This window comes from Kitasatospora purpeofusca (genome assembly GCF_042691725.1).
GTDB classification, from domain to species: domain Bacteria; phylum Actinomycetota; class Actinomycetes; order Streptomycetales; family Streptomycetaceae; genus Kitasatospora; species Kitasatospora purpeofusca_B.
In genome coordinates this window covers 3,411,566-3,437,987 of sequence record NZ_CP170483.1, presented here as the reverse complement: position 1 = coordinate 3,437,987, position 26,422 = coordinate 3,411,566, and the positions used below count along the sequence as shown (strand labels likewise).

The following is a 26,422-nucleotide window of genomic DNA, read 5'->3' as shown; positions in this document are numbered from 1 at the left end:
CCGGATGAGGAGGACCTGGGGTGGCCCGCCGCTCGTACGCCAGCTTCGGCAACGCCGACTACGGCTTCTGGTACCGCTTCGCGGCCGTGCTGGTGAAACCGGTGACGACCGCCCTGGTCAAGCCGGACTGGCGGGGCTGGGAGCACCTCCCGAAGGAGGGCGGCTTCATCGCCGCGGTCAACCACAACTCGATCATCGACCCCGTGGTGTACGCGCACTGGCAGTACAACAGCGGGCGGCCGCCGCGGATCCTCGGCAAGTCCTCGCTGTTCTCGGTCCCGTTCATCGGCTTCATGCTCCGCAAGACCGGCCAGATCCCGGTGTTCCGCGAGTCGACCGACGCGGCGCAGGCGTTCCGGTCGGCCATCGACGCCGTCGACCGGGGCCAGTGCGTGCAGTTCTACCCGGAGGGCACGCTCACCCGGGACCCGGACCTGTGGCCGATGACCGGCAAGAGCGGCGTGGCCCGGGTGGCGCTGATGACCGGCGCGCCGGTCATCCCGGTCGCCCACTGGGGCGCCCACGAGATCATCCCGCCGTACGGCAGAGGCGGTTCGGGCAGGAGCAGGTTCAACCTCTTCCCGCGGCACCGGGTGGTCGTGGCGGCCGGCCCGGCCGTCGACCTCAGCAGGTACCAGGGCCAGGAGCTGACCGCCCAGGTGCTCAGGGACGCCACCGAGGACATCATGACGGCGATCACCGCCGTGCTGGCCGACATCCGCGGCGAGGAGCCGCCCGCCGAGCGGTACGACATGCGGGAGGCCGCCCGGAAGCGGGCCGCCGCGGCGGCCCGCCGACCGGGCCGCGCCCGGGGCACCGACGAGAACGAGGAGGGCGTCAAGTGACCCGCTGCGCCGTGTTCGGCACCGGCTCCTGGGGCACCGCGTTCGCGATGATCCTCGGCGACGCCGGGTGCGAGGTGACCCTCTGGGGCCGCCGCCAGGCGTTGGCGGACGCCGTCAACGCCACCCACACCAACCCGGACTACCTGCCCGGTGTCCGGCTGCCCGGCTCCGTCCGGGCCACCACCGACCCCGCCGAGGCGCTGGCCGGGGCGGACTTCGCGGTGCTCGCGGTGCCCTCGCAGACGCTGCGCGAGAACCTGGCCGCCTGGGCGCCGCTGCTGGAGCCGCAGACCGTCCTGGTCAGCCTGATGAAGGGCATCGAACTCGGCACCGTCAAGCGGATGAGCGAGGTCGTCGCCGAGGTCGCCGGGATCGGCCCGGAGCGGATCGCCGTGATCAGCGGACCGAACCTGGCCCTGGAGATCGCCAACCGGCAGCCGGCCGCCAGTGTGGTCGCCTGCACCGACGAGGCGGTCGCCAAGCGGCTCCAGGCGGCCTGCCACACGCCGTACTTCCGGCCGTACACCAACACCGACGTGATCGGCTGCGAGCTCGGCGGGGCGGTCAAGAACGTGATCGGCCTGGCGGTCGGCATGGCCGACGGCATGGGGCTGGGCGACAACACCAAGGCGACGCTGATCACCCGCGGGCTCGCCGAGACCACGCGGCTGGGGACGGCGCTCGGCGCCGACCCCTACACCTTCGCCGGGCTGGCGGGCATGGGCGACCTGGTGGCGACCTGCTCCTCCCCGCTCTCCCGCAACCACACCTTCGGCATCAACCTGGGCCGGGGCATGTCGCTCGCCGAGACCATCGCGGCCACCCGGCAGACCGCCGAGGGCGTCAAGTCCTGCGAGTCGGTGCTCGACCTGGCCCGGCGCAACGGCGTCGACATGCCGATCGTCGAGGCGGTGGTGGACGTCGTCCACAACGGCCGGCCCACCCAGGAGGCGCTGCAGGCGCTGATGTCCCGCTCGGCCAAGCCCGAACGGCACTGAGGCGTGTCGGGGGGGGCGGCCCGGGTCGGTCGCCGCTCCGTCGCGGGCCTCGGGGTACCCTTCGTCGCGATATGAGCATCGAACAGACCTCCCAGAACCCGTCCACGAAGCCGCGGGTCGCCGTCGTGTTCGGCGGCCGCAGCTCCGAGCACGCCATCTCGGTCTCGACCGCGGGCAGCGTGCTGAAGGCGATCGACCGCGACAAGTACGAGGTGCTGCCGATCGGCATCACCCACGAGGGCCGCTGGGCGCTGGTCAGCGACGAGCCGGCCCGGATGGCCATCACCGACGGCCGGCTGCCGGACGTCGACCACGTCGCCGAGTCCACCGAGGGCCAGGTCGCGCTGCCGGTCGGCCCCGGCAGCCGCGAGGTGGTCTGGAGCGAGCCCGGCGCCGCCCCCAAGGTGCTCGGCGAGGTGGACGTGGTCTTCCCGCTGCTGCACGGGCCGTGGGGTGAGGACGGCACCCTGCAGGGCCTGTTGGAGCTCTCCGGCGTGCCCTACGTCGGCAACGGGGTGCTGGCCAGCGCGGTGGGCATGGACAAGGAGTTCACCAAGCGCCTGCTGGCCTCGCACGGCCTGGGCGTCGGGCACTACACCGTGGTCCGCCCGCGCGAGTGGGAGACCGAGGAGGGCCGCGCCGCCGTCCGCGAGCGCGCCTCGGGGCTCGGGCTGCCGCTGTTCGTCAAGCCCTGCCGGGCCGGTTCCAGCATGGGCATCACCAAGGTCAAGGACCTCTCCGACCTCGACGCCGCGATCGAGGAGGCCCGCCGGCACGACCCCAAGCTGATCATCGAGGCGGGCGTCGGCGGCCGCGAGATCGAGTGCGCGGTGCTGGAGTCCGAGGACGGCCCGCGGGCCAGCGTCCCGGCCGAGATCCTGGTCGGCGGCGGCTACGAGTTCTACGACTTCGAGGCCAAGTACATCGACTCCTCCGAGGTCCGGATCCCGGCCGAGCTCTCCGCCGAGGAGACCGCCGAGATCCGCCGGCAGGCGATCGCCGCGTTCGAGGCGCTCGGCTGCGAGGGCCTTGCCCGGGTCGACTTCTTCCTGCTGGACGACGGAAGCTGGATGGTCAACGAGGTCAACACCATGCCCGGCTTCACCCCGATCTCGGCCTACCCGAAGATGTGGGAGGCCACCGGGCTGTCCTACCCGGAGCTGATCGACCGGCTGCTCCAGGCGGCGCTGCGCCGCTCGACCGGTCTGCGGTAACCGGGCGCGTACCGGCGAAGGGCGGTCCCGGAACCCCGGGACCGCCCTTCGCCGCGCCGGGGCGCCGTCAGGGGATGGCGGCCCTGACCACGTCGGAGAGCGCGGCGGCGGCGTCCAGCGGGTTGCCGGTGGCCCCGCCGGGGACGGTCACCTCGACGAAGGCGGCGCGCTGGGTGGCGGTGAAGCGGTAGCCGCCGTCGGCGAGCTGCTCCGGCCACCAGGTGACGTCGTTGACCGTCGGCGCGATCTCCGCCTGCTTCTCGTCGACCAGCCCGGCGGGGTGCGGCACGCCGCAGCGCAGCACGATGCGCGGCGAGGAGTCCCAGACGGCGACGTACGGGGAGGCCGGAGAGGGGTCCTTGCGGGCGTGGCCGAGCAGCTGCTGCGGCAGCGCCGCGGCGAGCGCCCGGCAGGACTCGGCCGCCTTGCCGCGCGGCTCGGGCGTCTCGATCTTCGGCTCGACGGGCGCGCTCCAGCTGCCGATCAGCACCACGACGGTGCAGGCGAGCGCGGTCGGCACCGCCAGCCACCGGACGGGGGCCGGCAGTGCCGCGAGGAAGCGGGGGGCACGGAATTCTCGGGTCACCCGCCGATGGTATGCGCGTCTTACAGATGGACGACGGGACAGGTGAGGGTGCGGGTGATGCCCTCGACCTGCTGGACCTTCGCGACCACCAGACGGCCGAGGGCGTCCACGGTGTCCGCCTCGGCCCGGACGATCACGTCGTACGGGCCGGTGACGTCCTCGGCCTGGATGACTCCGGGGATCTTGGCGATGGACTCGGCGACGGCGCTGGCCTTGCCGACCTCGGTCTGAATCAGGATGTAGGCCTGTACCACGGGGACCTCCCGGCGGCTGGGTACGGGGATCACCGCCGTGATCGCCCGCTCGGGCGTCGGGTGGGAGAACGGGGCTCACGGCAGACTGATCACCACGCTACCTCCCGGCGGGCCGGGGAGGGGAGACCCCTGCGCCGTCGGAGGGCGTACGCTGCGCGCGGAGGCGGCATGGCCGCAGGACGAACGCGCCCGGCCGGGCGCAACCGAGAGGACGGCAGATGCAGGGGACCGTGGGCGAGCTCGGCGAGTTCGGACTCATCAGGGAGCTGACCGCCCGGGTACCGCTCACCGACGCGGTCGACCTCGGCCCGGGCGACGACGCGGCCGTGGTGAAGGCCCCGGACGGCCGGGTGGTGGCCACCACGGACGTGCTGATCGAGAACCGGCACTTCCGCCGGGACTGGTCCACCGCGTACGACGTGGGCCGCAAGGCGGCCGCGCAGAACCTCGCCGACGTGGCCGCGATGGGCGCGGTGCCGACCGCGCTCCTGCTCGGCCTGGTCGCGCCGGCGGACCTGCCGACCACCTGGGCCACCGAGCTGATGGACGGGCTGCGGGACGAGTGCCAGGTGGCCGGCGCGGCGGTGGTCGGCGGCGACGTGGTGCGCGGGGACACCATCACGCTGGCCATCACGGCGCTCGGGGATCTCCAGGGGCGCGCGCCGGTGACGCGCGCCGGTGCCCAGGTGGGCGACGTGGTCGCGGTCACCGGCTGGCTCGGCTGGTCGGCGGCCGGCCTGACGGTGCTGCAGCGCGGCTTCCGCTCGCCGCGGGCCTTCGTCGAGGCGCACCGCCGTCCGGAGCCGCCGTACCACGCGGGGCCGGCCGGGGCGGAGCTCGGCGCCACCTCGATGATCGACGTGAGCGACGGGCTGGTCGCCGACCTCGGGCACGTGGCCGGGGCGAGCGGGGTGGACATCGACCTGCGGGCGGCCGACCTCGACGTGCCGGCGCAGATGGCGGACATCGGCCAGGCGGTCGGGGTCGACCCGCTGGTCTGGGTGCTGTCCGGCGGGGAGGACCACGCGATCGCCGCGACCTTCCCGCGCGGGATCCAACTGCCCGCCCGCTGGCGGGTGGTGGGCGAGGTCGTCGGCCGGGCCCGGGCGGCCCGCGGCGGCCGGGTGACGGTGGACGGCGAGGCCTGGGACCGGGTCGGCGGCTGGGACCACTTCGCGGAGTGACGACCGGCCCGCGCCGGGCGGCGGTCGCCCCGGCCGGGGCGCGCGGCGGGGCGCGCGACGCTCCCGGTGCAGCGCGCGGCGGGACCTCCGGGCGGGGGAGTGCGTAGGCTTGGCCCACAGCCCGGCCGCCCGTCGTTCGCATGGGTGGTCTGGACCACTGTGGTCTGAACCACGTCGAGCGGGAGAGTCCACCACCATGCGAATCGGAGTCCTGACCAGCGGCGGCGACTGCCCCGGGCTGAACGCGGTGATCCGTTCCGTGGTGCACCGGGGCACCGATGTGCACGGCGACGAGATCGTCGGCATCGAGGACGGCTTCCTCGGCCTCATCGAGGGCCGCACCCGCCCGGTCTCGCACGACGACGTCACCGGCCTGCTGACCCTCGGCGGCACGATCCTCGGCTCCGCCCGGGTCCAGCGCGAGCGGATCCAGTGGGCGGTGGAGAACGCCAAGACCCTCGCCCGGGACATCGGCATCGACGCGCTGATCGCCATCGGCGGCGAGGGCACCCTCACGGCCGCCCGGATGTTCAGCGAGGCCGGACTGCCGGTGGTCGGCGTCCCGAAGACCATCGACAACGACATCGACGCCACCGACGTCACCTTCGGCTTCGACACCGCGGTGCACGTCGCCACCGAGGCGATCGACCGGCTCAAGACCACCGCTGAGTCCCACCAGCGGGTCATGGTCGTGGAGTTGATGGGCCGCCACACCGGCTGGATCACGCTCACCGCCGGCATGGCGGGCGGCGCGCACGGCATCCTGATCCCGGAGAGGCCGTTCGACATCGAGGCGGTGGCCCGGATGGTCGAGGACCGCTTCGCCCGCGGCAAGAAGTTCGCCATCATCGCCGTCGCCGAGGGCGCCTCCCCGATGCCCGGGACCATGCGCTTCGACCACGGCGAGGTCGACCGCTTCGGGCACCGGACCTTCGGCGGGATCGGCAACCGCCTCGCCCACGAGCTGGAGAACCTGCTCGGCAAGGAGGCCCGCCCGGTCATCCTCGGCCACGTCCAGCGCGGCGGCACCCCCACCGCCCGGGACCGGGTGCTCGCCACCCGGTTCGGCTGGCACGCCGTGGAGGCCGTCCACCAGGGTGCGTTCGGCCACTTCACCGCGCTGCGCCGGGGCGACATCCGGCTGGTGCCGATCGCCGACGCGGTCACCCGGCTCAAGACCGTCCCCGAGGACCGCTGGGCGGAGTCCGAGGCCGTGCTGTGACCGCGTAGGTTGGGCGCATGTCTTCCACCGCACCTCCCCGCGTTCTCACGGTCGCCGGCTCGGACTCCGGCGGCGGCGCCGGCATCCAGGCCGACCTCAAGGCGATGCTCGCCCTCGGCGTCCACGGCATGAGCGTGATCACCGCCGTCACCGCGCAGAACTCGCTCGGCGTCCAGGGCTACTGGGAGCTGCCCGCCGAGGCCGTCCGCGCCCAGTTCCGCAGCGTGGTCGACGACATCGGCGTCCAGGCCGTGAAGACCGGCATGCTCGCCTCGATCGAGCTGGTCGAGACGGTCTCCGAGCTGCTGGCCGGCCTCGACGCGCCGGTCGTGGTCGACCCGGTCGGGGTCTCCAAGCACGGTGACGCGCTGCTCGCCGCCGAGGCCGTCGCCACCGTCCGGGAGAAGCTGCTGCCGGTCGCCACCCTCGCCACGCCCAACCTGCACGAGGTGACGCAGCTCACCGGGCGGGTGGTCGAGGACGAGGCGCAGATGGTGGACGCCGCCAAGGCGCTGCTCGACCTCGGGCCGCGCTGGGTGCTGGTCAAGGGCGGACACCTGCCCGGCGAGGCGGCCGACCTGCTGTACGGCGGGGCGGGCGAGGAGCACTGGTACCGGGCGCCGCGCTACGACAACCGGCACACCCACGGCACCGGCTGCACCCTGGCCAGCGCGATCGCCGCCGGCCTGGCCAAGGGCGAGACGCTGCCCGAGGCGGTCGCCTCGGCGAAGGAGTACATCACCGGAGCGATCGCCGGCGGCTTCGCGCTCGGCGCCGGCATCGGACCGGTCGACCACGCCTGGCGCTGGCGCTGAGGCGCGGTGCGAAAACGCCCGTGGGCGGGCCCGAGGGCCCGCCCACAGAAGGACGATCGCATGCCGGAACGACAGAAAGCCGGTTCACCCGAGGATGAACCGGCTCACTGGAGGACCGGCATACCGGTCTGCGCGTCAGCGCGAGACCTTACCGGCCTTGATGCACGAGGTGCAGACATTGAGCCGCTTCGGCGTCCGCCCAACCACAGCGCGCACCGTCTGGATGTTGGGGTTCCAGCGACGGGGGGTACGGCGGTGCGAGTGGGAGATGCTGTTGCCGAAGCCCGGCCCCTTGCCGCAGACGTCGCAGTTGGCAGCCACAGGAGTCACTCCAAGACTTCAGATCATTTACGTGAGACAACCCGCCAGACCAGTGGAGCACTCACGTGAACCGAACCGGACCAAGGGGTGAGCCTGAACCTGTTCCAGGCAACCGGAAGAGCATACAACGCTTGCTTCCGTTCGACGAAACTACCATGACCGGCCGGGTGATCGCTCCGGCCGCCGTGTCCGCCGCCGTCTCCCGGCCCCCGATAACCTGCCGGTACCACCCCTCGCCGTTCACTCTCAGGCCATCACGGCGTCCCACTCCGGAGGAGACCTGGTGCTGCACACGCTCGACGCCCCGGCCGTGCGCAGCTGGTGCCAACTGGCGCTGCGCGCGCTCGGCCAGGCCCGCGAGGAGATCGACGCACTCAACGTCTTCCCCGTCCCGGACGGCGACACCGGCACCAACCTGTACCTGACCGTGGAGTCGGCCGCCGCCGAGGTGGAGAGCCGGTTCGCCGACCCGGGCCCCGGCCCGGCGCCCGGCCTGGGCGAGACCGCCCGCGCGATGGCCCGCGGCGCCCTGGTCGGCGCCCGCGGCAACTCCGGGGTGATCCTCGCCCAGTGGCTGCGCGGCGCCGCCGAGAAGCTCGCCGAGGGCGGCGGCGCCGACCAGCTGCGGGCCGCCCTCCAGCGGGCCGCCGACGCCGCCTACCAGGCGGTCGCCGAACCGGTCGAGGGCACCCTGCTGACCGTCGCCCGGATCGCCGCCCGGGAGGCCGGCCGGGCCGGCGACGGCCTCGGACAGGTCGCCGAGGCCGCCTACCGGGCCGCCCGCGACGCGCTGCGGCACACCCCCGAGCAGCTCGCCGTACTGGCCGAGAACGGGGTGGTGGACGCCGGCGGCCGCGGCCTGGTCGCGGTCCTCGGGGCGCTCGCCGACGCGGTGGCCGGCCACCAGCCGATGGGGCCGGTCGCGCTGCGGGACTTCGAGCCGGAGGGCGCGCCGGCGCCGAGAGCGACGAGCGACAAGCGACGAAGGAGCGCCGGGGGGAGGAGCGCCGGCACCGGGCCGGAGCGCCCGGAGCCGAACGACGAGGACGCCGTCGAACCGGCGGGGAACTGCGCGGCGCACGTGCGGCCGCCCGGTCCGGGGCACCCCGCGTTCGAGGTGATCTACCTGCTGGACGCGCCCGACGAGGCGCTGCCCGCGCTGCGGACGCGGCTCGGCGCGCTCGGCGACTCGCTGGTGGTCGGCGGCGGCGACGGCCTGTGGAACGTGCACGTCCACGTCGACGACGCGGGCGCCGCCGTCGAGGCCGGGGTCGAGGCCGGGCGCCCGCACCAGATCCGGATCACCCACTTCGCCGAGGCCGCCGCCCGCTCCGGCGCCGCCGCCGCCGACCGCGGCGAGCCCGAGCGGCCGGTCCGCGCGGTGCTCTCGGTGGTCTCCGGCGAGGGCCTCGCCGAACTCTGCGAGCAGGCCGGCGCGGTCGTCCTGCACGCCGAGCCCGGCCGCCCGCCGGCCAGCGCCGAACTCACCGCCGCCGTGCGCCGGGCCGCCGCCCGCGAGGTGGTGCTGCTGCTCAACGACCCCGAACTGCGGGCCGCCGCCGGCGCCGCCGCCGACCAGCTGCGCGAGGAGGGCGTGCGGATCGCCGTGCTGCCCACCCGCTCGCCGGTCCAGGGCCTGGCCGCGCTCGCCGTGCACGAGGCCGGGCGGCGCTTCGACGAGGACGTGGTCGCCATGACCTCGGCGGCCGGCGCCACCCGGTACGCCGAACTCGCCGTCGCCGAGGGCGAGTCCTGGACCATGGCCGGGGTCTGCCAGGCCGGCGACGTGCTCGGCCTGATCGACGGCGACGTCGCGGTGATCGGCGCCGGCCTGGCCGAGGTCGGCGAGAGCGTGCTGGACCGGATGCTCGGCGGGGGCGGCGAACTGGTCACCCTGATCCTCGGCGAGGGCGCCCCCGAGGGCCTCGCCGAGGGCCTCGTCGCGCACGCCCGGCACAGCCGGCCCGAGGTGGACGCGGTGGTCTTCCACGGCGGCCAGGAGTCGGCGCCGCTGCTGATCGGCGTGGAGTGAGCGCCCGGATTGTCGGCCCGGTGGTGTAAACAGGGGCCTTGATGGGCGCTCTCGATGAACCACTGACCAAGCTCGTCGGCGACCGGACCGCCAAGGTGCTCGCCGACAGCCTCAAGCTGCGCACGGTCGGGGACCTGCTGCACCACTATCCGCGCCGCTACGTCGAACGCGGCCAGCTCACCAGCCTGGACGAGCTGGAGATCGACGAGCACGTCACCGTGCTGGCCCGGATCGAGAAGGTCACCCTGATCCCGTTCCGCGGCCGCAAGGGCGACCGGCTGGAGGTGGTGGTCACCGACGGCCGCAGCCGGCTCTCGCTGGTCTTCTTCAACCAGGGCTGGCGGCAGAAGGAGCTGCGGCCGGGGACGCAGGGCCTGTTCGCGGGCAAGGTCGGGATGTTCAACCGCACCCGCCAACTGGCCTCCCCCGACTACCAGCTGCTCGACGACACGGACGGCGACAACGCCGCCGCCCAGTTCGCCGGACGGCTGATCCCGGTCTACCCGGCCAGCGCCCAGATGCCCAGCTGGAAGCTCTCGCTCTGCGTGGAGACGGCGCTGACCAAGCACCTGTCCGACGTCGGCGAGCCGCTGCCCGCCGAACTGCGCGAGCGCCACGGGCTGATCGCGCTGCCCGAGGCGCTCGAACTGATCCACCGCCCGCGGGGCCAGGCCGACCGGGAGCGCGCCCAGGAGCGGCTGCGCTGGGACGAGGCGTTCGTCCTGCAGGTCGCCCTCGCCCAGCGCCGGGCCGCCGACTCCGCGCTGTCCGCCAAGCCGCGCGAGGCCCGCCCGGGCGGGCTGCTGGACGCGTTCGACGCCCGGCTCCCGTTCACCCTCACCGAGGGCCAGCGGAAGGTCTCCGCCGAGATCGCCGCCGACCTCGCGAGCGACCACCCGATGCACCGGCTGCTCCAGGGCGAGGTCGGCTCCGGCAAGACCATGGTCGCGCTGCGCGCCATGCTGGCCGTGGTCGACGCCGGCGGGCAGGCGGTGCTGCTGGCGCCCACCGAGGTGCTCGCCCAGCAGCACCACCGGTCGATCGTGGAGATGATGGGCGACCTCGCCGAGGGCGGCATGCTCGGCGGGGCCGACCTGGGGACGCGGGTGGTGCTGCTCACCGGCTCGATGGGCGTGCCGGCCCGCCGCCAGGCGCTGCTCGACATGGCCTGCGGGGACGCCGGCATCGCGATCGGCACCCACGCGCTGATCGAGGACAAGGTGCAGTTCCAGGACCTCGGCCTGGTGGTGGTCGACGAGCAGCACCGCTTCGGCGTCGAGCAGCGGGACGCGCTGCGCGCCAAGGGCGAGCAGCCGCCGCACCTGCTGGTGATGACGGCCACCCCGATCCCGCGCACGGTCGCGATGACCGTCTTCGGGGACCTGGAGACCTCCGTCCTGGACCAGCTGCCGGCCGGCCGCTCGCCGATCTCCACCCATGTCGTGCCGGCCGTCGAGAAGCCCAACTTCCTGACCCGCGCCTGGGAGCGGGTGCGCGAGGAGGTCACCAAGGGCCACCAGGCGTACGTGGTCTGCCCGCGGATCGGCGACGAGGACCCGGACGAGCCGAAGGGCGCCAAGGGCGCGAGGAAGAAGCGTCGCGCCGAGGACCTGGAGGAGCTGCTCGACGACGCGCCGGACGAGGGCGCGGCGGCCGAGGGCGACCGGCGGCCCCCGCTGTCGGTCGTGGAGACCGCCGGGAAGCTGACCGGGGGCCCGCTGGCCGGGCTGCGGGTGGAGATCCTGCACGGGCGCCTCGCGCCGGAGGCCAAGGACGAGGTGATGCGCCGGTTCACGGCCGGCGAGGTGGACGTGCTGGTCGCCACCACGGTGATCGAGGTCGGCGTCAACGTGCCGAACTCCACCGCGATGGTGATCATGGACGCGGACCGGTTCGGCGTCTCCCAGCTCCACCAGCTGCGCGGCCGGGTCGGCCGCGGCTCCGCCCCCGGGCTCTGCCTGCTGGTCACCGACATGCCGGCGGCCAGTGCCGCCCGCGCCCGGCTGGACGCGGTGGCGGGCACCCTGGACGGCTTCCAGCTGTCCCGGATCGACCTCGAACAGCGCCGCGAGGGCGATGTGCTCGGCCAGGCGCAGTCCGGGGTGAAGTCCTCGCTCAAGGTGCTCTCGGTGCTGGAGGACGAGGAGGTCATCGTCACCGCCCGGGCCGAGGCCACCCGGCTGGTCGCCGAGGACCCGGACCTCGCCGCCCACCCGGACCTGCGCACCGCCCTGGAGAGCCTGCTCGACGAGGACCGTGCGGCCTACATGGAGAAGGGCTGACGGCCCCGCCCGCGGGGCCCGATTGTCAGACCCCCACGAGAGAATGAAGGTGTTCAGGGCGCACCCCCAAGGTGCGTTCCTGGCACGACACTTGGGGGTTTAGCCATGGCATTCCGTCATCTCAACGAGCTCCCGCTGGGCGACAAGGTCTTCCGGATCGAACTCGCCAGCGACGACGACCGCGAGGTCACCCTCACCCTCACCGGCTGGCGCGAGGGGGCGGCGGCGGCCCCGCTCGCCTCCGGCAAGCTGCGGCTGCCGGTCGAGGACGTCGCCTCGCTGCGGATCGCGCTCAACCGCGCGCTCCGGGCCCTGGCGATCGTCGCCGACGTCTCCGAGCCCATCCCCGACCGCGACGTGCTGCGCGAGCTCTACCCCGGCCACGGCGCCCCCTGGGTGCCGCAGCACGAGGAGGAGCTGGTCCGGCGCTTCCACGAGGGCGAGACCGTCGCCCGGATCGCCGCCCGCTTCGGCCGCACGCCCGACTCCGTCCGCACCAAGCTGCGCGAGCTCGGCCACGACCCGCGCCGCCCCGAGTACTGCCCGCCCGACGGCTGCCTGTCCTGGTCCCGCTACGCCTCGCCGTCGCTGCTCGGCGCGGCCGTCCCGGCCCAGCCGGCCGGTTCCGAGGCGGGCTGATCACCTGAGTGCGTGAGCGTGGCCCCCGCCGGGCGGACCGGCGGGGGCCACGGCCGTATAGCGTGGTCGGGCAGCGACGAAAGGACCTCCCACCACCATGACCCGCGTGATCGCCGGGGCGGCCGGCGGCCGCCGGCTGGCCGTACCGCCCGGCCGGGGCACCCGCCCGACCTCCGACAAGGCCCGCGAGGCGATGTTCTCCACCCTGGAGGCGCTGCGCGGCACCACCCTGCACGGCGCCCGGATGCTGGACCTGTTCGGCGGATCGGGCGCGGTCGGCCTGGAGGCGCTCTCGCGCGGGGCCGAGCACGTGCTGCTGGTCGAGGCGGACGCCCAGGCGGCCCGGGTGATCAAGGAGAACGTCCGGACGATCGGCCTGCCGGGCGCGCTGGTGAAGGCGGCCAGGGCGGAGAAGGTGATCACCGGGCCCGCCCCGGAGGCCCCGTACGACCTGGTCTTCCTCGACCCGCCGTACGTGGTCACCGACGACGAGGTGCGCGAGATGCTGATCACACTCCTCGCCGGGGGCTGGCTCGCGGAGGACGCACTCGTCACCGTGGAGCGCAGCACCCGCGGCGGGGACTTCGGCTGGCCGGAGGGCTTCGAGGTGCTGCGCTCCCGCCGCTACGGCGAGGGCACGCTCTGGTACGGTCGCGCCGCCGCCGAGACCCGCGACCACCCCTAGCGGGCCCGGGCCCGCAGGATTCCCGCCACCCACGAGGGAGCACACACACCATGCGCCGTGCCGTCTGCCCCGGGTCCTTCGACCCGATCACCAACGGTCACCTCGACATCATCGGGCGGGCCTCGAAGCTGTACGACGTGCTGCACGTCGCGGTGCTGGTCAACCGCAACAAGCAGGGCATGTTCAGCGTCGAGGAGCGGATCGCGCTGATCGAGGAGACCACCGCCCAGTACGGGAACGTGGTGGTCGAGTCGCACCTCGGCCTGCTGGTGGACTTCTGCCGGGAGCGGGAGATCCCGGCGATCATCAAGGGCCTGCGGGCGGTCAGCGATTTCGACTACGAGCTGCAGATGGCCCAGATGAACCACGGCCTGACCGGCGTCGAGACGCTCTTCGTGCCGACCTCGCCGACCTACAGCTTCCTCTCCTCGACGCTGGTGAAGGAGGTCGCCTCCTACGGCGGCGACGTCTCGCACCTGCTGCCGGAGACGGTGCACCGCCGGCTGGTCGAGCGGATCGCCGAGCGGCGCGCCCAGCAGTAGCCGGGCCGAGGATGACCGGCCGTCCGTTTCTGCCGGTTCGTCACGGTTTGCCCGAGGGGGGCAAAGGTGGGCGTACGCAGGCGTTGTGACCTCGCCGGGCAGTGGCCGTACAGTCTGTATTCCTGCCCTGCGGTGACGTCCATCGCGTCGGGGCGCTGCCTCCGCCGGACCTCGGCGGCACACGGAAAGACGAAGGCCCGTGGACGTGCAGAACAAGGTCGACGAGATCGTGGCGGCCGTCGAGAACGCCCGTTCGATGCCCATGTCGGCCTCCTGTGTGGTGAACCGTGCCGAGCTGATCGCACTGCTCCAGGGCCTGCGGGCGGCCCTGCCCGCCGAGCTGGCCCAGGCCCAGTCGGTGATGGCCGACCACGAGTCGGTGGTCGCGGACGCCCAGGCCGAGGCCGACCGGATCATCCAGGGCGCGCACAGCGAGCGCGGTTCGCTGATCTCCGACACCGAGGTGGTCCGCCGCGCCCAGGCCGAGGCGGACCGGATCCTCTCCGAGGCCCGGACCGAGATCGAGACCAAGCGCGCCGAGGCCGACGACTACGTCGACAGCAAGCTCGCCAACTTCGAGGTCGTGCTCACCAAGACCCTCGGCGCGGTCGGCCGCGGCCGCACCAAGCTGCGCGGCGACGCGAGCGTCTTCGAGACCGAGTACGAGGGCGAGACCGACGGCGAGGAGTTCCAGCCGCAGCGGATCAGCCCCAGCCCCGAGGTCGACGAGTACGTCGATGTGAAGCTCGCCACCCTGGAGAACGTGCTCAGCGCGACCCTGGAGGCGGTCGGCAAGGGCCGCGACAAGCTGACCGGCAAGCGGCCGATCGACGACCTCGGCGCCTACCTGGCCGCCGCCGACGAGGCGCAGCACGCCAAGGAGCGCGCCGAGGCGGTCGCGGCCGGCTTCGCCGCGGACGCGGACGGCAACGAGCTGGCCTGGTACCGCGAGGAGGTGCCGCAGCAGCAGACCTGGCCGGAGCAGGCCCCGGCCGCGGCCGGCTGGCAGGCCCCGGGCGCGGATCAGTACGCGGCCGCGCAGCAGGGCGGCGCCCAGTACGCCGAGGTGTACGGCGGCGGCTTCGACCCGGCCGCCGGCCCGCCCGCGGACCCGTACGGGGGCCAGTACGCCTACCAGCAGCAGGGGCAGCAGCAGCAGCCCGGGTACGACGACGGCCGGCAGGCCGGCTACGGCTACCCGCCCCAGCCGCAGGGCTACCCGGAGCAGCAGCAGCAGTACGGCGGCGGCTACGGCTACCCGCAGCAGCCCGCCGACCCGCCCGCGCCCGTGCCGCAGCAGGCCCAGGCGGGGCTGGACGAGACCAGCTTCTTCGACACCAGCATGATCGACATGACCCGGCTGCGGGAGCTCGGCGGACGGTAGCGCCCGGGCACGAAGTTGGGCCTGGCGGGAGACTCGGGTAGTCTGACCACTCCGGCCTCTCCGTGTCGGGCCGTCGGTCTGCCCGCGCATCCCCCGACGAGCAGCGCCGCGCACCGGATACCCCCAGGAAGTCAGGACACCTTGAACCGCCTCGACCACCGCGACCCCCTCGTGTTCGACACGCACGAGCTGGGCCGTCGTCCGGGTGCGCTGCGCAAGGTGTCCCGGACCGTGGAGGCCCCCGAGGGCCTGGGGATCATCGACGTGATCGCCGTGCCGGAGAAGAGCGAGCTCACGCTGGACCTCCGCCTGGAGTCCGTGGTCGAGGGCGTGCTGGTCACCGGTACCGCCGAGACCATGGTCGAGGGCGAGTGCGTCCGGTGCCTGGAGCCCGTCGAGTTCGACCTCGACGTGGACTTCCAGGAGCTGTACTACTACCCGGAGTCCGACGAGCGCCATCGCGCCCGGACCGCCGGGACCGAGGACCTCGAAGAGGACTCGGAGGAAGAGACTTACCGCCTGGAGGGCGATTACTTCGACCTCCAGCCGGTGCTGCGTGACGCGGTGGTGCTCGCACTGCCGCTGCAGCCGGTGTGCCAGGAAGACTGCCTGGGCCTGTGCTCCGAGTGCGGAGCGCGCCTGAGTGACGACCCGGCGCACCACCACGATGCCGCCGACCCCCGGTGGGCGGCTCTGCAGGGACTCTCCGCCGCCCACGGCGACGAGGGTGACGGAATCGAGAACAGCGGTACCCGTGAGGGTCTCGCCGAGAACCAGGAGAAGTAGCCGTGGCTGTTCCGAAGCGGAAGATGTCGCGCAGCAACACGCGCCACCGCCGGTCCAACTGGAAGGCCGTTGCCCCGGCCCTCGTGGCGTGCGACCGCTGCCACGAGCCGAAGCTCTCGCACATCGCGTGCCCGAGCTGCGGCACGTACAACCGCCGCCAGGTCCTCTCGGTCTGATCGGCAGGGTGTACGGATCGATGTCGGACGGTAACTCCTCCCGCAAGGCGACCGCGGCTCCGAAGACTCCTTCGGGCGGTGGCAAGGCCGGCGGGCCGGCTTCGACCGAATACGACGTTCTGGAAGGGCGCCTCGGGTACACGCTCGAGCGCGCCCTTCTGGTACGTGCCCTGACCCACCGCTCGTACGCGTACGAGAACGGTGGTCTGCCCACCAACGAGCGCCTGGAGTTCCTCGGCGACTCGGTGCTGGGCCTGGTGGTGACCGACACCCTCTACCGCGTCCACCCGGACGTCCCGGAGGGCACGCTCGCCAAGCTGCGCGCCGCGGTGGTCAACTCGCGCGCGCTCGCCGACGTCGGCCGCGGCCTGGAACTGGGCGTGTTCATCCGGCTCGGCAAGGGCGAGGAGGGCACCGGCGGCCGCGACAAGTCGTCGATCCTCGCCGACACGGTCGAGGCGGTCATCGGGGCCGTCTACCTCGACCGCGGCCTGGACGCCGCCACCGAGTTCGTCCACCGGCTGTTCGACCCGCTGATCGAGGAATCCTCTCAGCTGGGCGCCGGCCTGGACTGGAAGACCAGCCTCCAGGAGCTCACCGCCTCGGTGGGCATCGGAGTGCCGGAGTACGTGGTCGAGGAGTCCGGTCCGGACCACGAGAAGACCTTCACCGCCGCGGCCCGGGTGGCCGGCGAGGACTTCGGCAGCGGCGTCGGCCGCTCGAAGAAGGAAGCCGAGCAGAAGGCCGCGGAGAGCGCCTGGCGGGCGATCAAGGAGAAGTACGCCGACCGCCTGCCGAGCGGCGCCTGACCACGCAGTAGCCTTCCTCCTGCAGAGCCGAGTCCGTTCCGCTGGAGGCGTTTTCCCGTGCCCGAACTTCCCGAGGTCGAGGTCGTCCGCCGCGGTCTGGCGAACTGGGTCGCCGGGCGGACCGTCGCCGGCGTCGAGGTGCTGCACCCGCGTGCGGTGCGCCGCCAGCCGGCCGGCCCGGCGGACTTCACGGCCCGGCTCACCGGCACCACCCTCGGCGCCGCGCAGCGCCGCGGCAAGTACCTCTGGGTGCCGCTGTCCGGCGCGGGCGAGGGCTTCTCGCTGATCGGCCACCTCGGGATGAGCGGCCAACTGCTCGTCCAGGATCCGGCGGTGCCGGACGAGACGCACCTGCGGGTGCGGCTGCGGTTCACCGACGGCGGGCGCGAGCTGCGCTTCGTCGACCAGCGGACCTTCGGCGGGCTGGCCGTCGAGGAGGCCGAGGACGGCGATCCGGAGGGCACCCCGGTCTCCATCGCGCACATCGCCCGCGACCCGCTCGACCCCCGGTTCGACGACGCCGCCTTCGCGGCGGCGCTGCGCGCCCGGCGCACCACGGTCAAGCGGGCGCTGCTGGACCAGACGCTGATCAGCGGGGTCGGCAACATCTACGCCGACGAGGCGCTGTGGCGCTCGCGGCTGCACTACGACCGGCCGACCGCGACCCTGACCCGTCCGCAGGCGCTGCTGCTGCTGGCCAACGCCCGGGACGTGATGACGGCGGCGCTGGCCGTCGGCGGTACCAGCTTCGACAGCCTGTACGTCAATGTGAACGGCGAGAGCGGCTACTTCTCCCGCGACCTGGACGCCTACGGCCGGGAGCACGAGCCCTGCCGCCGCTGTGGCACCGCGCTGCGGCGGGCCGCCTGGATGAACCGCTCCAGCTACTTCTGCCCCCGCTGCCAACGCGTACCGCGTGTGCGGTGACTCGCCCGCTCGCCTCCGGGGCGCTCTGACCCGCTGCCGACGGTCGGCGCTCCAACGCCGCTCCTTCGTCACGGCGTCCTCGCTTCTCCCTTTCGGCACCGGCGCGCCCCTTCGGCTCGGGGCGGGGGTGACTCGCCCGCTCGCCGACCGTTCGCCGCTCGGGGCGGGGGCTCGCCCGCTCGGCGAGCGTTCGCCGCTCGGGGCGCGGGCCGCCCCCCGGACCGTCAGCTCTTGGTGAGTTCCGGTTCGGCCGGCGCGGCCTCCGGCAGTCCGCCGTGGGTGTCCTGGCCGAAGTAGGCGACGCCGACCGCCGCGACCACCGCGATCAGGAAGCCGAGCACGCCGAGCCAGCCCAGCCCGGCCTTGGAGGAGTCGCCGAGCCACAGGACGCCGGCCGCGCCCGGCAGCACCGTCTCGCCGACCACCAGGGCGGCGGTCGCGCCGTTCACCGAGCCGATCTGCAGGGCCACGGTGTGCACGTACATGCCGCCGATGCCGCCGACCAGGATCGCGTACAGGGCCGGGTCGGAGAGCAGTTGGGCGAGGTCGAACGGCTCGATGCCGTTGAGGATGCGCACGCCGACGCCGAGCGCGCCGAAGCCGAGGCCGGAGAGCAGACCGGCGACGATCGCGCCGTTGGCGCCCATCCGCCGCACCAGCAGGCCGCCGCCGACCAGCAGCACGGTGGTGATCGCGAGCAGCCACCAGTGGAAGGCCATCGCGGCGTGGTGGCCGCCCTCCGGTCCGGCGGAGACCGCGAGCAGCACCAGTGCCGAGCAGAGCACGCCGATCGAGGCCCACTCCAGCTGCTTGAGCCGGATGCCGAGCAGCTTGATCGAGAGCACCGCGGTGATCACCAGGTTGGCGCTGATGATCGTCTGGGAGAGGAACAGCGGCAGCAGCCGGGCGGCCAGTGCGCCGAGCCCGAAGCCGATGAAGTCCAGCACCGTACCGAGGATGAACTCCCAGGTCACGGCGGCCTTGGCGGTGGAGGCGAGGCTGGGCCCGCCGTGTGCGGTGGTGCCGGCGGCGCTGCCCTTGGCGGCCTCCTCGCGGGCGGAGCGCCGGGAGCCGACGGCCTGCAGGACCGAACCGGTGCCGTAGCAGGCGGAGGCCGCCACAGCGGTGACGAGGCCGATCAACAACGCGGAGCTCCGATCAGGAGGTATGGGGCGGGAGGTGCTCACGGGGTGGCGGTACCGCCACCACTATGCCCGGTCGCGCGGTACCGCCGGGACCCCCGGCCCGGGCGGCCGGTCCGGTCCGATGTCTGCCGGGAGGTACGCGCGGGGCGCCGACCGGGTTCCCGTCCGGGGAAGCCTCGGGGGCGGCCGGGCGGAAGATCATCCCGCAGAAGGGGGCCCACCCCGGCGGACGGTGGGGGTGCCGGGCCGGACCGCGTCCGACCGGTATGCCCGGCGAGGGGGCCGCTCGGGGTAGCGTCGAGACATGAGAACCCTTGCACGACGACGTTCCCGGGCCGCCGGGCCGCTGGCGCTGGTGTCGGCGCTGCTCGGGCTGCTGCTCCTGCTGGCGCCGACGGCCTCGGCGGCCGGCGGTCTCGACGACGCGGCCGCCGCGCTCAAGCAGGGCCGGGTGTACGTCGACCCGGCGATGGCGGGCCGGTTCGGCCAGAGCCAGGCCGATGCCCTGACCGAGAAGATCCGCAAGGCGGACAAGCCGATCTTCGTGGCGGTCGTCCCGGCCGCCGACCCGTACGGGACCAGGACCGTCTTCGAGGACCTGCGCACCAAGGTCGGCATCACCGGTACCTACGCGGTCTGGCGCGGCGACCAGTTCCAGGCCCGCTCCGACAAGGCCGCGCTGCCCAGCGCGAACGCCGAGCGGATCGCCGGTGCCTCCTTCCGCTCCCACCCCGGCGACATCGACGCCACCCTGAACGACTTCGTCGACACCGCCGCCCCGCAGATCAAGGGGCACGGGGTGAACAGTGACAAGGGCGGCGTCTCCACCGCCGCGGTGGTCGTCCCGCTGGCCCTGCTGGCGCTCGCCGGCACCGGTGTGTTCCTGCTGTTCCGCCGGGCCAAGCGGCGCAAGGAGGAGCAGCGCCGGGCCGAGCTGGCGCAGCTGCGCCAGGTGGTCGACGAGGACATCACCGCCTACGGCGAGGAGCTGGACCGGCTCGACTTCGCCCCGTCCGCGCCGGACGCCGACGACGTGCAGCGCGGCGACTACACGCACGCGCTGGACTCGTACGAGAAGGCCAAGCGGCTGATGGACGAGGCCAGGGGACCGGAGGACGTGAAGCCGGTCACCGAGGCGCTGGAGGACGGCCGGTTCGCGCTGGCCGTCCTGGCGGCCCGGCGGGAGCAGCGCCCGCTGCCGGAGCGCCGGCCGCCGTGCTTCTTCGACCCGCGGCACGGCCCGTCGGTGCTGGACGCCGAGTGGACCCCGGCGGGCGGCGCCGCCCGCTCCGTCCCGGTCTGCCGGGCCGACGCGGACCGGCTGGCGGCCGGCCAGGACCCGGACATCCGGACCGTCCCGACCGAGCACGGCCCGCAGCCGTACTGGAACGCCGGCCCGGCCTACGGCCCGTGGGCGGGCGGCTACTTCGGCGGCTTCGGCGGCGGCGGCCTGCTGCCGGGGCTGCTGGTCGGCACCATGCTCGGCTCGATGATGGCGACCCCGGCGTACGCGGCGGGCTCCGTCGACGCGGGCGCCGGCTACGACGGCGGCGACTTCTCCGGCGCCGACTTCAACTCCTCCGACTTCGGTGGCGGCTTCGACGGCGGCGATGTCGGAGGCGGCGGGGACTTCGGCGGCGGTGGCGACTTCGGTGGCGGTTTCTGACCCTGGCCCGCCCCTCCGGCCGATGCGATGATCGGCTCACGGCCCCCGCCGGGCGACCGGCGGGGGCCGTGGTGTGTCGATAGCGGCGGCGTCGCCGGAGGGGGGACGGGGGAGTGGCACCGGACAGTGGCCCGGCCCGGCCGTGGCTGCGGGCGGACGAGGAACTGCTCGGACTGGTCGAGGTCCGGCTGAGCGTGCTGGTCCGCCGGCCGCCGAAGCGGTACCGGCGGCCCGGGCGCGACGTGGACACCGGCGCGGAGCTCGTGCTCGATCACGGCCTCGACCTGCTGGACCCCGAGGGTCTGCTGGCGCTGGCCGGGCTGACCGTGCTGGTGGTCGGCGGGCGGCTGGTCACGCCGCCGGTGCGCGGCGGCTGGGAGAGCACCGCGGGCCGGTTCGCGGCCATGGCCCGGGAGGCCGAGCTCGCGCGTGCGTCGGACACCTTCCGCTACGTGGTGCTGGCCGTCACCGACCGCCGGGTCCTGCTGCTGAAGCGGCGCGGCGCGCTGGTGACCGAACACCTGACCGACCTCGGCCCGTTCCGCCTGCGTCGCCCCCCGGCCGGCCGCCCCCGCTCGCGCGCCCGCCGGGTCGAGCTGCGCTTCGCGGACGGTTCGACCGTCGCCGTGCGGGTGGCGCCCGAGCGGCTCAAGGCGCTGGCCGGGCTGGCGTCCCTGAGCGGACCGGTTTGAGAACCCAACCCGGTGTGGCAGGCTGTCGGACGTGACCTCCGACCTCCCCCTCGCGCCGTCCCTGCCCGGCCGGCCGTGCTCGATCGCCGCCGCGCTGCACGTGGTGGGGGAGAAGTGGGCGCTGCTCGCGGTGCGGGAGCTGTTCTACGGCAACCACCGCTTCGACCGGATCGCCCGCAACACCGGGGCGCCCCGCGACCGGCTCACCGCGCGGCTGCGGGCGCTGGAGGAGGCGGGCGTGGTCGAGCGGCGGCCCTACAGCGAGCGGCCGCCGCGCTACGAGTACCACCTGACCGAGGCCGGCCGCGACCTCGCGCCGCTCACCCAGGCGCTGCTCGCCTGGGGCGACCGCTGGGTGCTGCCCGAGGCGCCGGTGGTCTTCGAGCACGCGCCCGAGGGGCACCCGCCGCACCCGTACGACCCGCGGTGGGTCTGCCGGACCTGCGGCGAACCCGGGCGCACGGCGGAGCTGCGGGCCGAGATCCGCAGCCCCGGCTGGACGGCCGAGGGGCCGTCCGGCCAGTGACGCGCGCCGCCACCGGGACGGATAGGGTCGGTGGCATGCACGGTCGCGACGCCCACAGTGACGAGCCGGTCCGGGTCACCGCCTGGGTGCGCGGCAAGGTCCAGCAGGTCGGCTTCCGCTGGTGGACCAGGGCGCGGGCGCTGGAGATCGGCCTGACCGGCTACGCGAGCAACCTCGGCGACGGCCGGGTGCAGGTGGTGGCCGAGGGCCTCGCCCCGGACTGCGAGGAATTGCTCGCCCTGCTCAGGGGCCCGGACACGCCGGGCCGGGTCAGCGGGGTGACCGAGATCTGGACCGCGGTCGGGCCCGGCTACGAGAGCTTCGCGATCCGCTGACCGCCCCCGCGGACCGGGTCCGGAGCGGGCCGACGGAAAACGATCGGCAACCGGCGGTGTCGTACGGTTGCCATCCGGGCAGACTCGTGGTTGACTCCGCATCGAACGATGATCCACGAGCATGTGGTGGACCCCCCTTCGTAGCCGCCCGGCGTGACGACACCGCCAGGCAGGTGACAGGGGCGCGGTAGCGTGCGGTGATCGTGTTGACCCGTACCGTCTTTGGTGAGACGCTGGAAGCCCGCGCACACGACCGCGCCATTCCGGTAGGCACACGCCCCCGCGAGCCCAGCTCACGGTGGTTGTGCCGTAGTGCCCAGCCAGCACTGCCGGTGCGCGCCGCGCGTGCGTCCCCCTTCCCCCTAGACCTGTACCGTTCCGGTTCGGTCACTCAGCGTGGAGGACCATTCATCATGGCAAAGGCGCTTCTCGGGTACGTCGGCGGCCCCGACCCGCGAATGCTCTCCGAGATGCGACGGCTGCAGCAGCGCGTCCAGGATCTCGAAGCCGAGCTCATTCGGATGCAGGCTGTGAACGACGCTCTCACCGCTGTCGCCGGCGAGCACTCGCTGCTCAATAGCATCGATCTGGACCAGCGGGAGCCGGCTCTCACCTGAGTCCCGCCCGATCCCCTCGATCGACGCCGCTGTGCACTGAGCCGCCCCGAAAGGGACGCAGCTTGCAAGGGACGCCCCGTGTGGCGTCCCTTCGTCGTGTCCGGGGACCGCCCGCCGGGGGATACAGTCGCCGCTGAAGCCCCTGGCGAGCGAGGTGAGGAGACCGGCGCGTGCACCTGAAGAGTCTGACGCTGCGCGGCTTCAAGTCCTTCGCCTCCGCCACCACCCTCAGGTTCGAGCCCGGTATCACTTGCGTGGTCGGGCCCAACGGCTCCGGCAAGTCCAACGTCGTCGACGCGCTCTCCTGGGTGATGGGCGAGCAGGGCGCCAAGTCGCTGCGCGGCGGCAAGATGGAGGACGTCATCTTCGCCGGGACCAGCGGGCGCGCCCCGCTCGGCCGCGCCGAGGTCAGCCTCACCATCGACAACACCGACGGCGCCCTGCCGATCGAGTACTCCGAGGTGACCATCACCCGGACGATGTTCCGCAACGGCGGCAGCGAGTACGCGCTCAACGGCGACACCTGCCGCCTGCTCGACATCCAGGAGCTGCTCTCCGACTCCGGGATCGGCCGCGAGATGCACGTCATCGTCGGCCAGGGCCGGCTCGACTCCGTCCTGCAGGCCGATCCGATGGGCCGGCGCGCCTTCATCGAGGAGGCGGCCGGCGTCCTCAAGCACCGCAAGCGCAAGGAGAAGGCGCTGCGCAAGCTGGACGCGATGCAGGTCAACCTCAACCGCGTCCAGGACCTGGTGGCCGAGCTGCGCCGCCAGCTCGGCCCGCTCGGCCGGCAGGCCCGGATCGCCCGGCGCGCCGCCGGCATCCAGGCCGACCTGCGCGACGCCCGTCTGCGGCTGCTCGCCGACGACCTGCTCGCGCTGCGCACCGCTGTCGAGGCGGAGATCGCCGACGAGCTGGCCCTGCGGCTGCGCCGCTCCACCGTCGAGCAGGAGCTCGGCCGGGCGATCGGGCGCGAGGCGGTGCTGGAGGCGCAGGTCCAGCAGCTCGGCCCCGGCCTGGAGGCCGCCCGGCAGACCTGGTACCGGCTCTCCGCGCTGGCCGAGCGCACCCGCGGCACCATCGGGCTGGCCGAGGCGAGGGCCCGGCACGCCGCCGCCGGCGGGCAGGCCGAGGAGCGGCGCGGCCGGGACCCGGAGGAGCTGGAGCGCGAGGCCGAGCGCGTCCGGGAGGAGGAGGCCGCGCTGGCCGAGGCCCTGGAGCAGGCCCGGGAGGCGCTCGACGAGACGGTCGAGGCCGAGGCGGAGCTGGAACGCGCCCTCGCCGCCGAGGAACGCCGGCTCAAGGACGCCGCCCGGGCCATCGCCGACCGCCGCGAGGGGCTGGCCCGGCTCCAGGGGCAGGCCGCCGCCGCCCGCTCCAAGGCCGCCGCCGCCGAGGCCGAGATCGGCCGGCTCGCCGAGGCCCGCGACGAGGCGCTGCAGCGCGCCGAGGCCGCCCGGCGGGAGTACGAGGAGCTGCGGGCCCGGGTCGAGGCCGACACCGAGGACGGCGAGCGGGCCGACACCGCGCACGACGACGCCCGGGAACGCCTCGCCGCCGTCGAACAGGAGCTCACCGCCGCGCGGGAGGCCGCCGGCGCCGCCGAGCGCGAGCGGGCCGCGCTGACCGCCCGGCGCGAGGCGCTGGCGCTCGGCCTGCGCCGCAAGGACGGCAGCGGCGCGCTGCTCGCCGCCGGGGACCGGCTGACCGGGCTGCTGGGACCGGCCGCCGCGCTGCTGCGGATCGCCCCCGGCCACGAGTCGGCCGTCGCCGCCGCGCTCGGCGCCGCCGCCGACGCGGTGGCCGTCGACTCGCCCCGCACCGCCGCCGAGGCGCTGCGGCTGCTGCGCAAGGAGGACGCCGGCCGGGCCGCCCTGCTGATCGCCGATGCCCCCGAACCGGACGGCCCGGCGGGGGAGTTGCCGCCCGGCGCCCGCTGGGCGGCCGACCTGGTCGACGGACCGGCTGACCTGCGGGCCGCCGTCGCCCGGCGGCTGGCCGGCGTCGCGGTGGTGGACACCCTCGACCAGGCCCTCGGGCTGGTCGCCGCGCACCCCGCGCTGAGCGCCGTCACCGCCGAGGGCGACCGGCTCGGCGCCGGCTTCGCGCACGGCGGCTCCGGCGCCGCTCCCAGCCTGCTGGAGACCCAGGCCGCGGTGGACGAGACCGCCCGGGCGATCGCCGAACTCGACGTCCGCTGCGCCGAGTCGGCCCGGCGGCTGGCCGAACTCACCGAGCAGCGCCGGGAGTCGGCCGCCGAACTGGAGCAACTCGCCGTCCGGCGAAGGCAGCTGGAACGCGAGCGGGCCGAGATCGCGGGAACCCTGGGCCGGCTCGGCGGACAGTCCCGGGCCGCCGCCGGCGAGGCCGAACGGCTGACCGCCGCCGCCCGCCGCGCCGAGGACGGCCTGGCCCAGCTGCTCGCCACCGCCGAGGAACTGGCCGAGCGGCTGGCCGTCGCCGAGGAGACGGCCGCCGACGGGGAGGACGAGCCGGACGCCGCCGAACAGCAGCGGCTGGCCGCGGCCGCCACCGCCGCCCGGCAGACCGAACTGGAGGCCCGGCTCGCGGTGCGCACCCACGAGGAGCGGGTCCGCGCCCTGGCCGGCCGGGCCGAGCAGCTGGACCGGGCCGCCCGCGCCGAGCGCGAGACGCGCGCCCGGGCCGCCGAACGCCGCCGGCGCGCCGAGCACGACGCCGCCGTCGCGGGCGCCGTCACCGCCGGTGCCCGGCAGCTGCTCGCCTGTCTGGAGGTGTCGCTCGCCCGCGCGGACGCCGAGCGGGCCGCCGTCGAACAGGCCCGGGCGGCGCGCGAGGCGGAGCTGAAGGAGCACCGCGAGCGCGGGCGCGCACTCAAGGACGAGCTGGACAAGCTGGTCGACGCCGGCCACCGCGACGAGGTGCTGCGGGCGGAGAAGCGGCTGCGGATCGAACAGCTGGAGAGCCGGGCGCTGGAGGAGTTCGGCATCGAGGGCTCCGAACTGCTGGCCTCGTACGGGCCGGACCAGCTCGTCCCGCCGTCCACGCCGGAGGAGGGGCAGGCGCCGGGCGAGCCGCGCCCCTACGTCCGGGCCGAGCAGGAGAAGCGGCTGCGCTCGGCCGAGCGGGCGTACCAGCAGCTGGGCAAGGTCAACCCGCTGGCGCTGGAGGAGTTCGCCGCGCTGGAGGAGCGCCACACCTTCCTCGGCGAACAGCTGGACGACCTCAAGCGCAGCCGGCGCGACCTGCTCGACATCGTCAAGGACGTCGACCAGCGGGTCGAGGAGCTGTTCACCGCCGCCTACCACGACACCGCCGCGCAGTTCGAGGGCGTGTTCTCGCGGCTGTTCCCGGGCGGCGAGGGCCGGCTGGTGCTCACCGACCCGGAGTCCATGCTGACCACCGGCGTCGAGGTGGAGGCCCGCCCGCCGGGCAAGAAGGTCAAGCGGCTGTCGCTGCTCTCCGGCGGCGAGCGCTCGCTGACCGCGGTGGCGCTGCTGGTCTCGATCTTCAAGGCCCGGCCCAGCCCGTTCTACGTCATGGACGAGGTCGAGGCGGCGCTGGACGAGACCAACCTGCGCCGACTCGTCGCGATCATGGAGGAGCTGCGGGAGAGCTCCCAGCTGATCGTGATCACCCACCAGAAGCTGACCATGGAGTGCGCCGACGCCCTGTACGGGGTGACCATGAAGGGCGACGGCATCTCGCAGGTGATCAGCCAGCGGCTGCGGGAGGACCGGAAGGAGCGGCGGTCCTGACCC

26 protein-coding genes are annotated in these 26,422 nt (G+C 74.1%); 22 read left to right on the top strand and 4 right to left on the bottom strand.

Annotated features, from left to right (window positions below):
• The first annotated feature begins 20 nt into the window (after window positions 1–20).
• The 3 genes from ACFCLZ_RS14375 to ACFCLZ_RS14365 all read left to right on the top strand — a co-directional run bounded on the left by ACFCLZ_RS14375 (window position 21) and on the right by ACFCLZ_RS14365 (window position 3,057).
• Window positions 21–845 carry a lysophospholipid acyltransferase family protein gene (locus tag ACFCLZ_RS14375; protein WP_380285286.1) on the top strand — a complete coding sequence of 275 codons (825 nt, stop codon included), beginning with the start codon at window positions 21–23 and terminating at the stop codon, window positions 843–845.
• Window positions 842–1,843, top strand: coding sequence for an NAD(P)H-dependent glycerol-3-phosphate dehydrogenase (locus ACFCLZ_RS14370; protein ID WP_380285285.1), 1,002 nt, complete (start codon window positions 842–844; stop codon window positions 1,841–1,843). Before ACFCLZ_RS14375 ends, ACFCLZ_RS14370 begins: the two co-directional genes overlap by 4 nt.
• A 71-nt stretch (window positions 1,844–1,914) precedes the next feature.
• Entirely contained in the window at window positions 1,915–3,057 is a 1,143-nt protein-coding gene (locus ACFCLZ_RS14365; RefSeq protein WP_380285284.1) for a D-alanine--D-alanine ligase family protein, read from the top strand.
• A 67-nt stretch (window positions 3,058–3,124) separates the two neighbouring features.
• On the opposite strand, the gene ACFCLZ_RS14360 is transcribed toward ACFCLZ_RS14365, so the two are convergent.
• On the bottom strand, window positions 3,125–3,643 hold the full coding sequence (locus tag ACFCLZ_RS14360) for a DUF3515 domain-containing protein (protein WP_380285283.1): 519 nt from the start codon (window positions 3,641–3,643) through the stop codon (window positions 3,125–3,127).
• A 20-nt stretch (window positions 3,644–3,663) separates the two neighbouring features.
• The gene (locus ACFCLZ_RS14355; protein WP_376093679.1) at window positions 3,664–3,897 is read right to left on the bottom strand and encodes an Lrp/AsnC family transcriptional regulator; all 234 of its coding nucleotides are present in this window, start codon (window positions 3,895–3,897) and stop codon (window positions 3,664–3,666) included.
• A gap of 218 nt (window positions 3,898–4,115) precedes the next feature.
• On the opposite strand from ACFCLZ_RS14355, the gene ACFCLZ_RS14350 reads away from it, so the two are divergent.
• From ACFCLZ_RS14350 to thiD, 3 genes are all read left to right on the top strand, one after another.
• Window positions 4,116–5,081: a thiamine-phosphate kinase gene (locus tag ACFCLZ_RS14350; protein ID WP_380285282.1), complete on the top strand. Its 966-nt coding sequence runs from the start codon at window positions 4,116–4,118 to the stop codon at window positions 5,079–5,081.
• 196 nt (window positions 5,082–5,277) lie between these two features.
• Window positions 5,278–6,303 carry a 6-phosphofructokinase gene (locus tag ACFCLZ_RS14345; RefSeq protein ID WP_380285281.1) on the top strand — a complete coding sequence of 342 codons (1,026 nt, stop codon included), beginning with the start codon at window positions 5,278–5,280 and terminating at the stop codon, window positions 6,301–6,303.
• A 17-nt stretch (window positions 6,304–6,320) separates the two neighbouring features.
• On the top strand, window positions 6,321–7,118 hold the full coding sequence (gene thiD / locus ACFCLZ_RS14340) for a bifunctional hydroxymethylpyrimidine kinase/phosphomethylpyrimidine kinase (protein ID WP_380285280.1): 798 nt from the start codon (window positions 6,321–6,323) through the stop codon (window positions 7,116–7,118).
• 135 nt (window positions 7,119–7,253) lie between these two features.
• Here thiD and rpmB read toward each other — a convergent pair whose 3' ends face one another.
• The gene (gene rpmB, locus ACFCLZ_RS14335) at window positions 7,254–7,439 is read right to left on the bottom strand and encodes a 50S ribosomal protein L28 (protein ID WP_073813963.1); all 186 of its coding nucleotides are present in this window, start codon (window positions 7,437–7,439) and stop codon (window positions 7,254–7,256) included.
• A 283-nt stretch (window positions 7,440–7,722) separates the two neighbouring features.
• Between rpmB and ACFCLZ_RS14330 the strand changes: the two genes are divergently transcribed.
• From ACFCLZ_RS14330 to mutM, 10 genes are all read left to right on the top strand, one after another.
• The gene (locus tag ACFCLZ_RS14330) at window positions 7,723–9,471 is read left to right on the top strand and encodes a DAK2 domain-containing protein (protein WP_380285279.1); all 1,749 of its coding nucleotides are present in this window, start codon (window positions 7,723–7,725) and stop codon (window positions 9,469–9,471) included.
• 41 nt (window positions 9,472–9,512) lie between these two features.
• Complete coding sequence (gene recG, locus ACFCLZ_RS14325) at window positions 9,513–11,753, top strand: ATP-dependent DNA helicase RecG (protein WP_380285278.1); 2,241 nt, start codon at window positions 9,513–9,515, stop codon at window positions 11,751–11,753.
• Between the two features lie 105 nt (window positions 11,754–11,858).
• The gene (locus ACFCLZ_RS14320) at window positions 11,859–12,392 is read left to right on the top strand and encodes a hypothetical protein (RefSeq protein ID WP_380285277.1); all 534 of its coding nucleotides are present in this window, start codon (window positions 11,859–11,861) and stop codon (window positions 12,390–12,392) included.
• Window positions 12,393–12,489: 97 nt separating this feature from the next.
• Window positions 12,490–13,077, top strand: a complete 588-nt coding sequence (rsmD, locus tag ACFCLZ_RS14315) for a 16S rRNA (guanine(966)-N(2))-methyltransferase RsmD (protein ID WP_380285276.1) — start codon at window positions 12,490–12,492, stop codon at window positions 13,075–13,077.
• Between the two features lie 50 nt (window positions 13,078–13,127).
• Window positions 13,128–13,619: a pantetheine-phosphate adenylyltransferase gene (coaD, locus tag ACFCLZ_RS14310; protein WP_380285275.1), complete on the top strand. Its 492-nt coding sequence runs from the start codon at window positions 13,128–13,130 to the stop codon at window positions 13,617–13,619.
• Between the two features lie 199 nt (window positions 13,620–13,818).
• The gene (locus ACFCLZ_RS14305) at window positions 13,819–15,003 is read left to right on the top strand and encodes an ATP synthase F0 subunit B (RefSeq protein ID WP_380285274.1); all 1,185 of its coding nucleotides are present in this window, start codon (window positions 13,819–13,821) and stop codon (window positions 15,001–15,003) included.
• Between the two features lie 141 nt (window positions 15,004–15,144).
• Window positions 15,145–15,789 (top strand): YceD family protein, encoded by a 645-nt coding sequence (locus tag ACFCLZ_RS14300; protein WP_380285273.1) that lies wholly within the window; start codon window positions 15,145–15,147, stop codon window positions 15,787–15,789.
• Between the two features lie 2 nt (window positions 15,790–15,791).
• Window positions 15,792–15,965, top strand: a complete 174-nt coding sequence (rpmF, locus tag ACFCLZ_RS14295; RefSeq protein WP_097236113.1) for a 50S ribosomal protein L32 — start codon at window positions 15,792–15,794, stop codon at window positions 15,963–15,965.
• Window positions 15,966–15,985: 20 nt separating this feature from the next.
• Window positions 15,986–16,774: a ribonuclease III gene (rnc, locus tag ACFCLZ_RS14290; protein WP_380285272.1), complete on the top strand. Its 789-nt coding sequence runs from the start codon at window positions 15,986–15,988 to the stop codon at window positions 16,772–16,774.
• A 57-nt stretch (window positions 16,775–16,831) separates the two neighbouring features.
• Entirely contained in the window at window positions 16,832–17,701 is an 870-nt protein-coding gene (gene mutM, locus ACFCLZ_RS14285) for a bifunctional DNA-formamidopyrimidine glycosylase/DNA-(apurinic or apyrimidinic site) lyase (protein ID WP_380285271.1), read from the top strand.
• 224 nt (window positions 17,702–17,925) lie between these two features.
• Here the strand turns inward: mutM and ACFCLZ_RS14280 are convergent, their stop codons facing one another.
• Window positions 17,926–18,846, bottom strand: a complete 921-nt coding sequence (locus ACFCLZ_RS14280; protein WP_380285270.1) for a hypothetical protein — start codon at window positions 18,844–18,846, stop codon at window positions 17,926–17,928.
• 304 nt (window positions 18,847–19,150) lie between these two features.
• Between ACFCLZ_RS14280 and ACFCLZ_RS14275 the strand changes: the two genes are divergently transcribed.
• The 6 genes from ACFCLZ_RS14275 to smc all read left to right on the top strand — a co-directional run bounded on the left by ACFCLZ_RS14275 (window position 19,151) and on the right by smc (window position 26,419).
• Window positions 19,151–20,512, top strand: a complete 1,362-nt coding sequence (locus ACFCLZ_RS14275) for a hypothetical protein (RefSeq protein ID WP_380285269.1) — start codon at window positions 19,151–19,153, stop codon at window positions 20,510–20,512.
• A 113-nt stretch (window positions 20,513–20,625) separates the two neighbouring features.
• Window positions 20,626–21,204, top strand: coding sequence for a hypothetical protein (locus ACFCLZ_RS14270; RefSeq protein ID WP_380285268.1), 579 nt, complete (start codon window positions 20,626–20,628; stop codon window positions 21,202–21,204).
• Window positions 21,205–21,235: 31 nt separating this feature from the next.
• Window positions 21,236–21,730, top strand: coding sequence for a winged helix-turn-helix transcriptional regulator (locus ACFCLZ_RS14265; protein ID WP_380285267.1), 495 nt, complete (start codon window positions 21,236–21,238; stop codon window positions 21,728–21,730).
• Window positions 21,731–21,765: 35 nt separating this feature from the next.
• Window positions 21,766–22,065, top strand: coding sequence for an acylphosphatase (locus ACFCLZ_RS14260; protein ID WP_380285266.1), 300 nt, complete (start codon window positions 21,766–21,768; stop codon window positions 22,063–22,065).
• Window positions 22,066–22,478: 413 nt separating this feature from the next.
• Window positions 22,479–22,682 carry a hypothetical protein gene (locus tag ACFCLZ_RS14255; protein WP_093860391.1) on the top strand — a complete coding sequence of 68 codons (204 nt, stop codon included), beginning with the start codon at window positions 22,479–22,481 and terminating at the stop codon, window positions 22,680–22,682.
• Window positions 22,683–22,852: 170 nt separating this feature from the next.
• On the top strand, window positions 22,853–26,419 hold the full coding sequence (gene smc / locus ACFCLZ_RS14250; RefSeq protein WP_380285265.1) for a chromosome segregation protein SMC: 3,567 nt from the start codon (window positions 22,853–22,855) through the stop codon (window positions 26,417–26,419).
• Window positions 26,420–26,422 lie beyond the last annotated feature (3 nt).

What these genes read in the sequence shown, in the direction of transcription:
- ACFCLZ_RS14365 (WP_380285284.1), top strand. Translation starts at nt 1,915, where the DNA reads ATGAGCATCGAACAGACCTCCCAGAACCCGTCCACGAAGCCGCGGGTC.
- ACFCLZ_RS14350 (WP_380285282.1), top strand. Translation starts at nt 4,116, where the DNA reads ATGCAGGGGACCGTGGGCGAGCTCGGCGAGTTCGGACTCATCAGGGAG.
- ACFCLZ_RS14345 (WP_380285281.1), top strand. Translation starts at nt 5,278, where the DNA reads ATGCGAATCGGAGTCCTGACCAGCGGCGGCGACTGCCCCGGGCTGAAC.
- thiD (WP_380285280.1), top strand. Translation starts at nt 6,321, where the DNA reads ATGTCTTCCACCGCACCTCCCCGCGTTCTCACGGTCGCCGGCTCGGAC.
- recG (WP_380285278.1), top strand. Translation starts at nt 9,513, where the DNA reads ATGGGCGCTCTCGATGAACCACTGACCAAGCTCGTCGGCGACCGGACC.
- ACFCLZ_RS14320 (WP_380285277.1), top strand. Translation starts at nt 11,859, where the DNA reads ATGGCATTCCGTCATCTCAACGAGCTCCCGCTGGGCGACAAGGTCTTC.
- rsmD (WP_380285276.1), top strand. Translation starts at nt 12,490, where the DNA reads ATGACCCGCGTGATCGCCGGGGCGGCCGGCGGCCGCCGGCTGGCCGTA.
- coaD (WP_380285275.1), top strand. Translation starts at nt 13,128, where the DNA reads ATGCGCCGTGCCGTCTGCCCCGGGTCCTTCGACCCGATCACCAACGGT.
- rnc (WP_380285272.1), top strand. Translation starts at nt 15,986, where the DNA reads ATGTCGGACGGTAACTCCTCCCGCAAGGCGACCGCGGCTCCGAAGACT.
- ACFCLZ_RS14275 (WP_380285269.1), top strand. Translation starts at nt 19,151, where the DNA reads ATGAGAACCCTTGCACGACGACGTTCCCGGGCCGCCGGGCCGCTGGCG.
- ACFCLZ_RS14260 (WP_380285266.1), top strand. Translation starts at nt 21,766, where the DNA reads ATGCACGGTCGCGACGCCCACAGTGACGAGCCGGTCCGGGTCACCGCC.
- ACFCLZ_RS14255 (WP_093860391.1), top strand. Translation starts at nt 22,479, where the DNA reads ATGGCAAAGGCGCTTCTCGGGTACGTCGGCGGCCCCGACCCGCGAATG.